The organism is Microbacterium imperiale (assembly GCF_017876655.1).
Taxonomy (GTDB): Bacteria; Actinomycetota; Actinomycetes; order Actinomycetales; family Microbacteriaceae; genus Microbacterium; species Microbacterium imperiale.
On record NZ_JAGIOK010000001.1, the window covers coordinates 2,276,025 to 2,288,720 of the forward strand.

The 12,696-nt window shown below is 71.7% G+C and carries 12 protein-coding genes; 5 read left to right on the forward strand and 7 right to left on the reverse strand.

All coding sequences use genetic code 11. From position 1 onward, the window contains the following. Positions 1-67 precede the first annotated feature (67 nt). Complete coding sequence (locus JOF37_RS11150; protein WP_210006879.1) at positions 68-820, forward strand: MIP/aquaporin family protein; 753 nt, start codon at positions 68-70, stop codon at positions 818-820. 31 nt (positions 821-851) lie between these two features. After that, positions 852-2,366 carry a glycerol kinase GlpK gene (glpK, locus tag JOF37_RS11155; RefSeq protein WP_210006880.1) on the forward strand — a complete coding sequence of 505 codons (1,515 nt, stop codon included), beginning with the start codon at positions 852-854 and terminating at the stop codon, positions 2,364-2,366. 54 nt (positions 2,367-2,420) lie between these two features. Here the strand turns inward: glpK and JOF37_RS11160 are convergent, their stop codons facing one another. After that, a complete protein-coding gene (locus JOF37_RS11160; protein ID WP_271175058.1) occupies positions 2,421-2,903 on the reverse strand; it encodes a GNAT family N-acetyltransferase in 483 nt (160 codons plus the stop codon). Between the two features lie 118 nt (positions 2,904-3,021). On the opposite strand from JOF37_RS11160, the gene JOF37_RS11165 reads away from it, so the two are divergent. The 3 genes from JOF37_RS11165 to JOF37_RS11175 are packed head-to-tail and all read left to right on the forward strand — an operon-like array spanning position 3,022 to position 5,466. Continuing rightward, on the forward strand, positions 3,022-3,783 hold the full coding sequence (locus JOF37_RS11165) for an SDR family NAD(P)-dependent oxidoreductase (RefSeq protein ID WP_210006882.1): 762 nt from the start codon (positions 3,022-3,024) through the stop codon (positions 3,781-3,783). Positions 3,784-3,841: 58 nt separating this feature from the next. Continuing rightward, positions 3,842-4,627, forward strand: a complete 786-nt coding sequence (locus tag JOF37_RS11170) for an enoyl-CoA hydratase/isomerase family protein (RefSeq protein ID WP_210006883.1) — start codon at positions 3,842-3,844, stop codon at positions 4,625-4,627. After that, positions 4,624-5,466, forward strand: a complete 843-nt coding sequence (locus JOF37_RS11175; protein WP_210006884.1) for an SDR family oxidoreductase — start codon at positions 4,624-4,626, stop codon at positions 5,464-5,466. Before JOF37_RS11170 ends, JOF37_RS11175 begins: the two co-directional genes overlap by 4 nt. Positions 5,467-5,494: 28 nt before the next feature. Here the strand turns inward: JOF37_RS11175 and JOF37_RS11180 are convergent, their stop codons facing one another. Genes JOF37_RS11180 through JOF37_RS15795 form a run of 6 tightly spaced genes read right to left on the reverse strand, consistent with a single transcriptional unit; the run spans position 5,495 to position 12,662 of the window. Then, a complete protein-coding gene (locus JOF37_RS11180) occupies positions 5,495-6,490 on the reverse strand; it encodes an ornithine cyclodeaminase family protein (protein ID WP_210006885.1) in 996 nt (331 codons plus the stop codon). Continuing rightward, positions 6,487-7,707: an amidohydrolase family protein gene (locus JOF37_RS11185; RefSeq protein ID WP_210006886.1), complete on the reverse strand. Its 1,221-nt coding sequence runs from the start codon at positions 7,705-7,707 to the stop codon at positions 6,487-6,489. Before JOF37_RS11185 ends, JOF37_RS11180 begins: the two co-directional genes overlap by 4 nt. Continuing rightward, positions 7,704-9,245, reverse strand: a complete 1,542-nt coding sequence (locus tag JOF37_RS11190; protein WP_210006887.1) for an ABC transporter substrate-binding protein — start codon at positions 9,243-9,245, stop codon at positions 7,704-7,706. Before JOF37_RS11190 ends, JOF37_RS11185 begins: the two co-directional genes overlap by 4 nt. Beyond that, positions 9,242-10,843 (reverse strand): dipeptide ABC transporter ATP-binding protein, encoded by a 1,602-nt coding sequence (locus tag JOF37_RS11195; RefSeq protein ID WP_210006888.1) that lies wholly within the window; start codon positions 10,841-10,843, stop codon positions 9,242-9,244. Before JOF37_RS11195 ends, JOF37_RS11190 begins: the two co-directional genes overlap by 4 nt. Further along, positions 10,840-11,748, reverse strand: a complete 909-nt coding sequence (locus JOF37_RS11200) for an ABC transporter permease (RefSeq protein ID WP_210006889.1) — start codon at positions 11,746-11,748, stop codon at positions 10,840-10,842. Before JOF37_RS11200 ends, JOF37_RS11195 begins: the two co-directional genes overlap by 4 nt. Continuing rightward, entirely contained in the window at positions 11,745-12,662 is a 918-nt protein-coding gene (locus JOF37_RS15795; protein ID WP_210006890.1) for an ABC transporter permease, read from the reverse strand. The genes JOF37_RS11200 and JOF37_RS15795 overlap by 4 nt, the downstream gene beginning before the upstream one ends. Between the last annotated feature and the right edge of the window lie 34 nt (positions 12,663-12,696).

Consider the following 12,696-nt stretch of genomic DNA (forward strand, 5'->3'; position numbering starts at 1 on the left):
CGTTCAGGCCACTTCTCATCGCGGCGCGTCGTCGCGCGCGTGATCCTGCAGAAAGGTCAATGTTGACATGCAAGACATCAACCTCGGGCTCTACTTCGTGTCGGAGCTCGTCGGGACGGCGATGCTGCTCCTGCTCGGCGGCGGCGTGGTGGCCAATGTCATCCTCGCCAAGTCGAAGGGCTTCGGCGGCGGCACCCTGATGATCAACTGGGGCTGGGGCCTCGCGGTGTTCGCGGGTGTGCTGGTCTCGTCGTACTCGGGAGCGCAGCTCAATCCCGCCGTCTCGATCGGGCTGCTCGTGGCGGCCAAGATCGGCTTCGCGCAGTTCCTCGTCGCAATCGCCGCGCAGTTCGTCGGCGCCTTCGTCGGCGCCGTGCTGTGCTGGTTGGTGTACCGCGACCACTTCGACGCCGAGCCCGACCCCGGCGCGAAGCTGGGTGTGTTCTCGACCGGCCCGGCGATCCGCTCCTACGCCTCGAACCTCGTGACCGAGGTCATCGCGACCTTCGTGCTGGTCTTCGTCATCTTCGCGTTCGCCGACTACGGCGACATCGAGATCGGCACGCCGGGTGCGCTCGGGCCGCTCACCGCCGTGCCCGTGGCCCTGCTCGTGGTCGGCATCGGCGCGTCGCTCGGTGGACCGACGGGATACGCGATCAACCCGGCCCGCGACCTCGGTCCGCGTATCGCCCACGCGGTGCTGCCCATCAAGGGCAAGGGGTCGAGCGACTGGTCGTACGCGTGGGTCCCCGTCGTCGGACCCCTCATCGGCGGTACGCTCGCGGCACTCGCTGCTCCCGTCCTGCTCAACCTCGCCTGAACCGAACCCCGAACAGACAAGGACGTCACTCATGACCGACTACATCATCGCCCTCGACCAGGGCACGACCTCCAGCCGCGCGATCATCTTCGACAAGAAGGGATCGATCATCTCCGTCGGCCAGAAGGAGCACGAGCAGATCATGCCGCGGGCCGGCTGGGTCGAGCACGACCCGATCGAGATCCGCGACAACATGCGCGAGGTCATCGGTATCGCGCTCGGTCGCGCCAATCTGACGCGTCACGACATCGCCGCGATCGGCATCACCAACCAGCGCGAGACCGCCGTGGTGTGGGACAAGAACACCGGCATCCCGATCTACAACGCCATCGTGTGGCAGGACACCCGCACGCAGTCGATCGTCGACCGGCTCGCGGGCGACGCCGGCGTCGAGCGGTACAAGGACATCGTCGGGCTGCCGCTGGCGACCTACTTCTCGGGCACCAAGATCGTGTGGATCCTCGAGAACGTCGAGGGGGCGCGCGAGAAGGCCGAGGCCGGCGACCTCATCTTCGGCACGACCGACACCTGGGTGCTGTGGAACCTCACCGGCGGCCCCGCCGGCGGCGTGCACGCGACCGACGTGACGAACGCCTCACGGACGCTGTTCATGGACCTGCACACCCTCGAGTGGCGCGACGACATCCTCGCCGACTTCGGTGTGCCGCGCTCGATGATGCCGGAGATCCGCTCGTCGAGCGAGGTGTACGGCGAGGCGCGCGAGACGTCGCTGCTGCGTGAGACGCCCGTCGCGGGCATCCTCGGCGATCAGCAGGCGGCGACGTTCGGCCAGGCGGCGTTCGACGCGGGCGAGAGCAAGAACACCTACGGCACCGGGAACTTCCTGATCTTCCAGACCGGCACCGAGATCGTGAAGTCCGAGAACGGACTGCTCACGACCGTCGGCTACAAGCTCGGCGACGGACCCACCCACTACGCCCTCGAAGGCTCGATCGCCGTCACGGGCTCGCTCATCCAGTGGCTGCGCGACCAGCTCGGCATCATCAGCACCGCTCCCGAGGTCGAGCAGCTGGCGCTGTCGGTCGAGGACAACGGCGGCGTGTACTTCGTGCCCGCGTTCTCGGGTCTGTACGCGCCGTACTGGCGTCCCGACGCCCGCGGCGCGATCGTCGGCCTGACGCGCTACGCCAACCGCGGGCACCTGTCTCGCGCCGCGCTCGAGGCGACGGCGTTCCAGACGCGCGAGGTGCTGGATGCCGTCAACGCCGACTCCGGCGTCGACCTGACCGAGCTCAAGGTCGACGGCGGCATGATCGCCAACGACACGCTGATGCAGTTCCAGGCCGACATCCTCGGCGTTCCCGTGGTGCGTCCGGTCGTCGCCGAGACGACGGCGCTGGGCGCGGCCTACGCCGCCGGGCTCGCGGTCGGGTTCTGGAACGACCTCGACGAGCTGCGGGCGAACTGGCAGGAGGACAAGCGCTGGACGCCGAACGACGACGTCGAGGAGCGCGAGCGCCAGCTGCGACTGTGGAAGAAGGCCGTGACGAAGTCGATGGACTGGGTCGACCAGGACGTCCGCTGATCCCCGGCGCCTGATGTGCGGCCCCGAGTCCCGCCGGACTCGGGGCCGCTGGCGTCAGACGTCGCGGGCGAAGCAGACCGATCGCGGCATCGTCTCGACGTACGGCTCGTAGACGGGGATGCGGGTGAAGCCCATCGACGCGTAGAGCGCCATCGACTCGGGCTGCTGCAGGCCGGTCTGCAGGATGACCCGGTCGGCGCCGTCGTCGCGCGCGGCCTCGAGGGCCGCGGTCATGAGCCCTCGGGCGATCCCGCGGCCGCGGAACGCGGACAGCACGATCAGACGCTTGACCTCCCACTGGTCGCCGAGCCGCCGCACGATGACGTGGCCCGCGGGTGCGTCTCCGACGAGGGCGATGAGGGTCGCGACGATCTGGTCGGCGTGCGTCGCGAGCGCTCGCGCGCGGGCGCGACGCCGTTCCTCGGGCTCGTCGCCGTGGAAGCCGTCGTAGCGCGCACCGAGGTCGGCGTCGAGCTCGCGCCGCAGTGCCCGCGCCCGCGGGTCGGTGTACGGCACGCTCTCGATGCGCCAGGTCACGTCTCGTTCCACAGCGATCGATAGTAGGCCAGATGCGTCGGGGCGATTCGGCCCTGGGCTGTTCCCGCCTCGGCGCAGGGTCGTTCTAGGGTGGAGGGGCGAGTTCGAGGGAGAACACATGCAGATCGCGGGAACCTCCGCCCTCGTCACGGGCGGCGCCAGCGGATTGGGCGCTGCCACGGTGCGGCGCCTAGCGGCCCGGGGCGCGCGCGTCACGGTCGTCGACCTGCCCGGCTCCGCCGGGGCTGCCGTCGCCGCAGAGGTGGGCGGCGCCTTCGCCCCGGCCGATGTCACCGACGCCGCCGAGGTCGCGGCGGCCGTCGATGTCGCCGCCGCAGCCGCGCCCCTGCGTATCGTCGTCAGCTGCGCGGGGATCGCTCCGCCGGCGAAGGTGCTCGGCCGCGACGGCGAGCCCACCCCGCTCGCCGACTTCGAGCGCGTCGTACGCATCAACCTCGTCGGCACCTACAACGTCCTGGCGCAGGCGTCGGCGGCCATGGCGCGGACCGAGCCCACGACCTCGGGAGACCGCGGAGTCATCGTCAACACGGCATCCGTGGCGGCCTTCGACGGCCAGATCGGCCAGCCCGCGTACGCGGCGTCGAAGGGGGCGGTGCACGCCATGACCCTGCCGATCGCCCGTGAGCTGGCGCGCCACGGCATCCGCGTCTGCACGATCGCGCCGGGGATCATGCAGACGCCGATGATGGCGGGACTTGCGGATGCCGCCCAGCAGTCACTCGGTCAGCAGGTGCCCTACCCGCAGCGGTTGGGTGCCCCCGAGGAGTTCGCCGACCTGGCGGTCCACATCGTCGAGAACGACTACCTCAACGGCGAGACCATTCGCCTCGACGGGGCGATCCGGATGGCGCCGCGTTGACGCCGCGCCGCACGAGCGTCCCGCCACCCGCCGCCGCCCGACCCCCACGAGGAGACCGATGAGCGACACCGTCCTGCTGAGCCGCGAGGGAGCCCTCGCCCGCATCACGCTGAACCGACCCGCCTCGCTGAACGCCGTCGATGCCGAGATGGCGGAGCGATGGCGGCAGGTCGCGACCGAGGTGGCCGCCGACGAGACGATCGGAGCGGTCGTCCTCGACGCGGCCGGGCGTGCGTTCTGCGCCGGCGGCGATGTCGTGTCGATGTCGACGTCCGGCCTGGGTGGACGCGAGGTGACCGAGATGGCCGGGGTGATCAACGACGGCATCACCGCGCTCACCGCGAGCGCCGTGCCGATCGTCGCGGCCGTGCAGGGGGCCGTCGCCGGAGGCGGGCTCGGCATCATGCTCGTCGCCGACTACGTCGTCAGCTCGCCCTCAGCGGTGTTCGTGAGCAAATACGCCAACATCGGCCTCACGCCGGACCTCGGCGTCTCGACGCTGCTGCCCGCGGCCGTGGGTCAACGTCGCGCTCTGCAGCTGCTGCTGCACGACACCTCCCTCGATGCCGAGACCGCCCGTGACTGGGGGCTCGTGACCGAGGTCGACCCCGATCCAGCGGCCCGCGCGAACGCGATCGCCGCCTCCTGGCTCGCGGGAGCGACCGCCGCCTTCGGTCAGGCCAAGCGCCTGGTGCGCGCCGGTGGGCAGCGCCCGTTCGCCGACAGCCTCGAGGACGAGGCGCGCACCATCGGCGCGCGTTTCGACACCGACGAGGCGCGCGTGCGCATCGACGCGTTCGCCGCCGCATCCACCCGCCGTCCCCGCCCCGAGGAGAAGCCGTGACCGATCCCCAGCCGCTCGCCGGCAAGACTCTGCTGATGTCGGGAGGAAGCCGCGGCATCGGCCTGGCGATCGCCCTGCGCGCCGCCCGCGACGGCGCGAACATCGCGCTGCTGGCAAAGACCGATCAGCCGCACCCCAAGCTCGAGGGCACGGTGCACACCGCCGCAGCCGCCATCGAGGAAGCGGGCGGACGGGCGCTGCCGATCGTCGGCGACGTGCGCGACGAGGACTCCATCACCGAGGCTGTGCTCAAGACGCAGGGCGAGTTCGGCGGCATCGACATCGTGGTCAACAACGCCTCGGCCATCGACCTGTCGGGCACGCTCGAGCTCGCGACCAAGCGGTTCGACCTGATGCAGGCGGTCAACGTCCGCGGGACCTTCCTGCTGTCGCGGGCGGCGCTGCCGATCCTGCGCGAAGCCGCCAACCCGCACATCCTCTCGCTGTCGCCGCCGCTGAACCTGTCGCCGCGGTGGCTCGGCGCACATACGGGGTACACGCTCGCGAAGTACGGCATGACGATGGCGACCCTCGGGATCGCCGCCGAGTTCGCCGCGGAGGGCATCGCGGCGAACACGCTGTGGCCGCGCACGACGATCGCGACCGCGGCGGTGCAGTACTCGCTCGGCGGCGAACGGATGATGGCGGTCAGTCGCACCCCCGAGATCTACGCCGACGGCGCCTACGCGGTTCTCACGCAGCCCGCGCAGACCCATACGGGGCAGACGCTCATCGTGGAGGACGTGCTCGAGGCCGCGGGCGTCACCGACTTCTCGGGGTACGCCGCGGTGCCCGGTACGCCGGACGACGCGCTCTACCCCGACGTGTTCCTCGACTGAGGCCGCGCGCCGGCGTGTGGCGCCGGGCTCACGCGTTGAGGTCGACGCGCGTTCCGACGCCGCGCCGGTTCGCGGCCTCGAGCAGGACGGCGGCCACCGCGACATCCTGTGCGCCGATCCCGACCGAGTCGAAGAGGGTGATCTCGTCGGCGGTCGACCGCCCCCGCGCGCGGCCGGTGAGCACTTCGCCGAGCGTTCCGACGACGTCGTCGAGCGTGAGAGCACCCTCGGCGACGGCGAGCAGCAGGTCGCCCGACTTGGTCTCGGCCGTCGCGCGGTCGTCGACCCAGACCGAGGAGCGCGCCAGCGCGGCGCCGTCGACCTCGCGCTCGTCGGGACGCGGACGCGCGCCGACGACGTTGAGGTGCTGCCCGGGCCGCAGCCACGCGCCGGCGAGGATCGGTTCGACCGACGGCGTCAGGGTGCAGACGACATCCGCCGCCTCGACGACCGCGCGGGGATCGGATGCCGCGACGATATCGCCCGTCCAGTCGCCGTCTCGCTCGAGATCGCCGGCGAACCGCGCGACGGTGCCGGCCGAGCGGGACCAGACGACGAGGCGCTCGAACGGGCGGACGCTGCGGAGCTGACGGACGTGCTCGCGCGCGAGCGCTCCGGCGCCCAGCAGCCCGAGCGTGCGGCTGTCGTCGCGGGCGAGGGCGCGCGTGGCCACGGCGCTCGCCGCGGCGGTGCGCACCCGGGTGGGCACGCGGCCGTGCAGCAGCGCGACCGGCGCGCCGTCGGCCCGATCGACCACGAGGATCATCGACCGCTGCGTCGGCAGGTCGCGGGCGGCGTTGTCGGGCACGTCGGCGAGCAGCTTGACCCCCGCCAGGCCCGTCGCATCCGAGGCGGCCGCCATGAGGATGTACCGCCCCGAGTCGCCGGGGGTCGCCATCGATGTGGGCGCGGGCTGGTGGGCGCCGCCGTCGGCGATCTCGGCGAAGGCGCGTGCCACCGCCTCGAGCGTGGCGTCGCGGTCGACGAGCGACTCCAGCTCGGAGGCCCCGAGCAGCAGCGTCACGCGGCGACCTCGCCGGTGAGCTCGAGCCCGTCGGCGACGACGACGCCGCGATAGAGCACGGTGCGGTCGGGGGAGCGGTCCATGACCGCCGCCGTCACGGTGTCGCCGGCGACGAGCACGAGGTCGGCGGGGTCGCCGACCTGCAGGCCGGGACGGTCGCCCGCGCCCGCGAGCCCGGCGGCGCGACCCATGACGGCGCGGCCTCCGACGGTCGCGATCGCGACGCAGTGCTCGATGTCCTCGTCGCGGCGGAACCCGTTCGTGAACGCCAGCTGCCAGGTGCGGTCGAGCATGTCGGTGTTGCCGTACGGCGACCAGTAGTCGCGCTGCCCGTCCTGGCCGAGCCCGAGGCGGATGCCGTACTCGGCGAGCATCAGGGTCGGCAGGGGCGTCGGCGGAGCGATCGTGGCCATCGAGATGTCCAGGTCGCGCAGCTCGTCGAGCAGGGGACGCAGCTGCGCCTCGGGCAGCCGGCCGAGCCCGTAGCCGTGCGAGATCGTGACGCGGCCCTGCATCCCGAGCGCGCGCGTGCGCTCGATGATCAGCTCGGTCGAGAAGCGTGCGAGCTGGTCGGGCTCATGCAGGTGGATGTCGATGGGCGCGGCGTACTTCTCGGCGATGCCGAACACCATGTCGAGGTGGCGCACCGGATCGCGGTCGAGCGCGCAGGGGTCGATGCCGCCGACGACATCGGCGCCCCGGGCCATCGCCTGATCCAGGACGTCGGCCGAGCCCGCCTCGCGCAGCAGGCCCGCCTGCGGGAAGGCGATGACCTCGACGTCGCAGCGCCCGGCGTTGGCCTCGCGGACGGTCAGCACGGCGTCGAGGCGTTCGAGCCCGGCATCCGTGTCGACCTGTGCGTAGGTGCGCACAGCGGTGGTGCCGCGGGCGATGGCGCGCTCGAGCGTCGTCGCGACCCGCGCCTCGATCGGCGCCTCGGCGTGCCGCCAGTTGCGGCGGTCGTTGAGCATCATGCCCCACACCCCCGGCGATCCCGTGTGGGGGCGGAACGGCAGGCCGATCCGCGTCGAGTCGAGGTGCACATGGACATCGGCGAAGGAGGGCAGCAGGATGCGGTCGCGCCCGTCGACGACGGTCGCCGACGTCGTGTCGGCCGCGCCGGGGGCGGCGACGCCGGTGATGGCGCCGCCGTCCACGATCACGTCGGCCGGTGCGCCGCCCCAGGGGCGGACGCGGGTGAGGATGGTGCGGGTCATTCGAAGCTCGTCTCGGTGAAGTCGTACAGGCCGTCGGCGCGGGGAGTCCACTGCAGCGACGCCCCGGCGGCGAAGTTGTTGGCGGGCACGTACAGCGGGACGAAGTAGACCTGGGCGTTGCTGTAGTCGAGCAGCTCGGCGAAGACGTCCTCGCGCTCGGCGCCTTCCACGCCGCGCTGGCGCTCGGCGAGCTGCGTCGTCATCGGGTCCTGAGCGTAGTTGTTGTTGCCGGCCGGCTCGTAGAAGTCGGTCAGCGGCAGGTCGCCGTCGAGGGTGGAGGGCGCCCAGGTGTTCAGGTAGATGCCCTGCATCTCCCGGCCGCGCACCTTGAGGGTGTGGCTCTGCTGGTCGGCTCCGCGCATCTCGACGGCGATGCCGACGGTCTCGAGGTAGCCCTGGATGCTCTGGGCCACTTCGCTCGAGAGCGGGATGCGGCCGTCGGTCGCATAGTCGAACGGGATGGGCGTACCGTCGTAGCCCGCCTCGGCCAGCAGGGCGCGTGCCGCCTCGGGGTCGTAGCCGATCGCCTCGACGTCGTCGGTGTAGCCCTCCACCGCCGGGGCGAGCATCGCCTTCGCCGGTTCGGCGAGGCCGGCCAGCAGCGACTCCACGATCGCGTCGGTGTCGATGGCATGGCCGATGGCCTCGCGGATGCGGACATCCTGCAGCGCTCCCGCGGTCGAGTTGGCGCCGAGGAAGACCACGCCGTTCGAGAGCGCCGAGAACACCTGCGCGTTGCCGGCCGACTCGATGCTCGACACCTGCGTCGGACCGATCTGCGCGACGTCGAGGTCGCCCGAGAGCACGCCGCTCGCGCGCGACTCGGCCGACGAGACCGGCTGCAGCGAGATCGTCTCGATCGCCGGCGCCTCACCCCAGTAGTCCTCGTTGCGCACGAGGTCGTAGGTCACGCCCGGGGTGATGCGCTCGAACACGTACGGGCCCGAACCGATCGGCTCGCGGGCGTACGCGTCTGGCCCCATCTCCTGATAGGTGTCGGCCGGCACGATCGAGATGAGCGACGTGTTGCGGGGGAACGCCGAGAACGGCTGCTTCAGCCCGAACCGTACGGTCAGGTCGTCGACCTTCTCGACCCGCTCGACCGATGACAGGTAGGCGTAGTTCTCGCCCGTCGGGTCACCCAGGATCGTCTCGTACGAGAAGACGACGTCGTCGGCGGTGATCTCCTCGCCGTTGCTGGCGGTGACGTCGGGCTGCAACGCGAACTCCCACTCGGTCAGGTCGGCGTTCGCGGTCCATTCCGTCGCGAGCTTGGGCTCCATCTCGCCCTCGGCGGTGATTTTCACGAGCTGGTCGTGGGTGTGGAAGAACACCGACAGCACCACGAGCGCACCCGAGCGGATCGGGTCCATCGACGTCGGATCGGTCGGGAGCGCTGCGGTGATGGCGGTCTGCGCGGACCCCGAGGCCGATCCGGACGGCTCGTCGAAGCCTCCGGCGCAGCCGGCGAGCACCAGGGCTCCGAGGGTGAGGAACGAGCCGCCGGCGAGAGCCCGGCGGGTGGCGGAACGGGTCATGTGAGTGCCTTTCGAGCGGTGAGTCGGGGAATGGCGTCGAGCAGGGTGCGGGTGTAGGGATGCTGCGGGGCGGTGAACACGTCTTCGGTGCGGCCTTCCTCGACGATGCGGCCGCCCTGCATCACGACGACGCGGTCGGCGATGCCGCGCACCACGCCGAGGTCGTGCGAGACGAAGAGGTACGCGAGGCTGTGCTCGCGCTGCAGGTCGCGCAGGAGGTCGAGGACCTGAGCCTGGATCGACACGTCGAGGGCCGAGACCGGCTCGTCGAGGAGCACGAGCGCGGGGTCGAGGGCGAGGGCTCGGGCGATGCCGACGCGCTGCCGCTGCCCGCCCGAGAGCCGGCGAGGCAAGCGCTCGTCGAACGACGCGTCGAGGCCGACGCCCGCGAGCAGTTCGCGCACGCGCGCGGCGGAATAGGCGTGCCGCACGCGCAGGGGCTCGGCCACGGAACCGGCGACGCTCAGGCGCGGGTCGAGGGCGGAGGACGGGTCCTGGAAGACGATCTGCGCGCGGGCCCGTTCGGCTGCCGAGCGTCCCGCGATCGCCGGGGCCGCCGTCTGCCCGGCGATCGAGATGCTGCCCGAAGCGGCGGGGGTCAGCCCGAGGATGGCGCGCAGGAGCGACGACTTGCCGCAGCCGGACTCGCCGACCACGGCGAGCGTCTCGCCCGCTCGGATCTGCAGCGAGACGCCGTCGACGGCACGCACGGACTGGCGGCGCCGACCGGGGTACTCGACGACGAGGTCGGTGACCGCCAACGCGACCTCGGATGCCGCGGCGGCGCGCGCCGGCCGCTCCGGTGCCTCGTGGGCCGAGGGGATCGCGGCGAGCAGCCGCTGCGTGTACGCCTCGGCCGGAGCGGAGAGCACACCCGACGTGGTGCCACGCTCGACGATGCGCCCGGCCCGCATGACCGCGATGTCATCGGTGTGCTCGCCGACGAGGCCGAGGTCGTGCGTGATGAGCGCCAGCGCAGATCCGGTGCGCTCCCGGACCTCGTCGAGCAGGGCCATGACCTGCGCCTGCACGGTGACGTCGAGCGCCGTCGTCGGCTCGTCGGCGATGAGCAGCAGCGGGTCGTGGGCGATCGCCATCGCGATCATCGCGCGCTGCCGCATCCCGCCCGACCACTGGTGCGGGCGCGACGCTGCCCGCTCGGCGGCGTTGCGGACGCCGACCGACGCGAGCAGCTCCACGGCACGTCGCCGGGCACCGGCGCGGCCGAGGCCCGGCGCGTGGACGCGGACGGCGTCGGCCACCTGGGCGCCGACCGCGCGCAGCGGATTGAGCGACGACATCGGGTCCTGGAAGATCATCGCGGCCACCCGGCCCCGCGTCGAGCGCAGCTCCCGGTCGCTGAGCGCGGTGACGTCTCGTCCGTCGAGACGAATCCGCCCGCCCGCGATCCGCACGCCTTCGGGCAGCAGCCCCATCGTGGCGAGCATCGTCAGGCTCTTGCCCGACCCCGATTCGCCGACGATCCCGAGTGCGCGTCCCCGCTCGACCTCGAGGGAGACCCCGGAGACGAGGGGACGGATGCCGCCGGGCGTCACGGCCTCGAGCGACAGGTCGTCGATCGTGAGAACTGCGGTCATCGCCGGCCTCCCTTGTGCAGCAGGGCGCCGCGCGCCTCCGCGGTGAACTGCTGACTGACGAACTGCGCACCGGCGACGGCGAGGAACATCACGAGACCGGGGAGGATCACGAGCCACGGGTCGGTTGACAGGTACTTCTGGCCGTCGAAGATCATCGCGCCCCAGCTGGGCGTCGGCGGCTGCACCCCGAGGCCGAGGTATTCGAGCGACGCCTCGATGAGCACGATCGTCGCGATGTCGGTCGCGGCGATGATGAGCGTGTGCGGCCATACGTTCGGCACCACGTGGCGGGTGAGGGTCCAGAACGTGTCGGCCCCCTGGGTGAGCGGTGCCACGACGAAGTCCTGCCGGCGCAGCGCTGCGGCGATGTTGCGGGTGACGCGGGCGTAGCCCACCCACCAGGTGCACCCCACGACGAGGATCGTCAGGCCCGCGCTCGGCGAGACGACGGCGCAGATGGCGATCAGCAGAAGCACGACCGGCATCGCGAGCACGGTGTTCGACACGACCGTGAGTCCGGCCTCGAGTCGGCCCCCGAAGTATCCCGAGACGATGCCGACCGTCGTGCCGATGAGGGCGTTGAGGACGACGATGGCCAGGGTGATGCCGAGAGTCACCGACGAGGCCAGGGCGACCCGGCTGAGCAGGTCGCGCCCCAGCGGATCGGTACCGAGCGGATGCGCCGCGTCGGTGAACGGCGGCAGCAGCGCGCGCGAGAGGTCCTGACCCATCGGGTCGAAGCCGGGCAGGAGCGGGCGCAGCGCCGCGAGGCCGATCACCGCGCCGACCATGGCGAAGCCGATCGCGGCCGACGGTCGCAGCTGCAGGCGCGGGGTGCGGGCGGTCGACGCGGCGTCCCGGGGAGCGGCGGTGACGGGTGCGGGGGTGACGGGCGTGAGAGTCATGAGTGAGCCGTCCGGGTGTCGATGCGGGAGACGAGGACGTCGACGAGGGTGTTCACGAGCACGAACATCACCGCGACGAAGAGCAGGCCGGCCTGCACGATCGGGAAATCGCGCTGGCTGACCGCGTCGGTGAGCAAGCTGCCCAGGCCCGGCCAGGCGAAGACCACCTCGACCACGACCGTGCCCCCGAGCAGGCCGCCGAGGTTCAGCCCGGCCATGCCCAGGACGGGGGCCAGCGCATTGGGGAGCATCTGGGTGAGCAGGATCGCGGCGCGGCTGCGGCCCTGGGCGAAGGCGGTGCGGACGTAGTCCTGCTCGGCCTGCTCGCTCAAAGCGGCATCCAGCAGTCGCAGGTACATCACGAACTGGCCGGTCGCGAGCGTGATGACCGGCAGCACCAGGCTGGCGGGGCTCGTGCGTCCGAGCGAGGGCAGCACCCCCAGCAGCACGGAGAACACGAGCACGAGCAGCAGGGCGAAGAAGAAGTCGGGGACCGACTGACGGATCGCGCCGCTCCAGCCCGCGATCGCCCGGAGCAGGCGGCTGCCCGTCAGCTGGATGGCGAGCGCTGCGGCGAGGGCGAGGGCGAACCCGACCACGAAGGCCCAGAAGGCCAGCTCGACGGTCGCGGGCACCCGCTCGAGGACGAGTCCGAGCGCTGACTCGTGCCGCCGGTACGAGTCCCCGAAATCGCCGACGAAGAGCCCGCCGAGGAAGTCGAGGTACTGCAGCACGATGGGGCGGTCGAACCCGAGGCTGGCGTTGAGGGCGTCCACTTCGGCGGGCGAGGCGTTGTCGGGCAGGAGCAGGGCCCCGGGCGCGCCGGTGAGTCGCCCGAGGACGAAGCCGACGGTCACCACCAGGAAGATCGTGGCGACGGCGAGGCCGAGGCGGCGGAGGAGGAAGGGGAGCACGAGCCAGACGCTATGGCACGTGCTGCGCCGGATC

What these genes read in the sequence shown, in the direction of transcription:
- JOF37_RS11190 (WP_210006887.1), bottom strand. Translation starts at nt 9,245, where the DNA reads ATGACCCGTTCCGCCACCCGCCGGGCTCTCGCCGGCGGCTCGTTCCTC.
- JOF37_RS11170 (WP_210006883.1), top strand. Translation starts at nt 3,842, where the DNA reads ATGAGCGACACCGTCCTGCTGAGCCGCGAGGGAGCCCTCGCCCGCATC.
- JOF37_RS11195 (WP_210006888.1), bottom strand. Translation starts at nt 10,843, where the DNA reads ATGACCGCAGTTCTCACGATCGACGACCTGTCGCTCGAGGCCGTGACG.
- JOF37_RS11200 (WP_210006889.1), bottom strand. Translation starts at nt 11,748, where the DNA reads ATGACTCTCACGCCCGTCACCCCCGCACCCGTCACCGCCGCTCCCCGG.
- JOF37_RS11150 (WP_210006879.1), top strand. Translation starts at nt 68, where the DNA reads ATGCAAGACATCAACCTCGGGCTCTACTTCGTGTCGGAGCTCGTCGGG.
- JOF37_RS11165 (WP_210006882.1), top strand. Translation starts at nt 3,022, where the DNA reads ATGCAGATCGCGGGAACCTCCGCCCTCGTCACGGGCGGCGCCAGCGGA.
- glpK (WP_210006880.1), top strand. Translation starts at nt 852, where the DNA reads ATGACCGACTACATCATCGCCCTCGACCAGGGCACGACCTCCAGCCGC.
- JOF37_RS11185 (WP_210006886.1), bottom strand. Translation starts at nt 7,707, where the DNA reads ATGACCCGCACCATCCTCACCCGCGTCCGCCCCTGGGGCGGCGCACCG.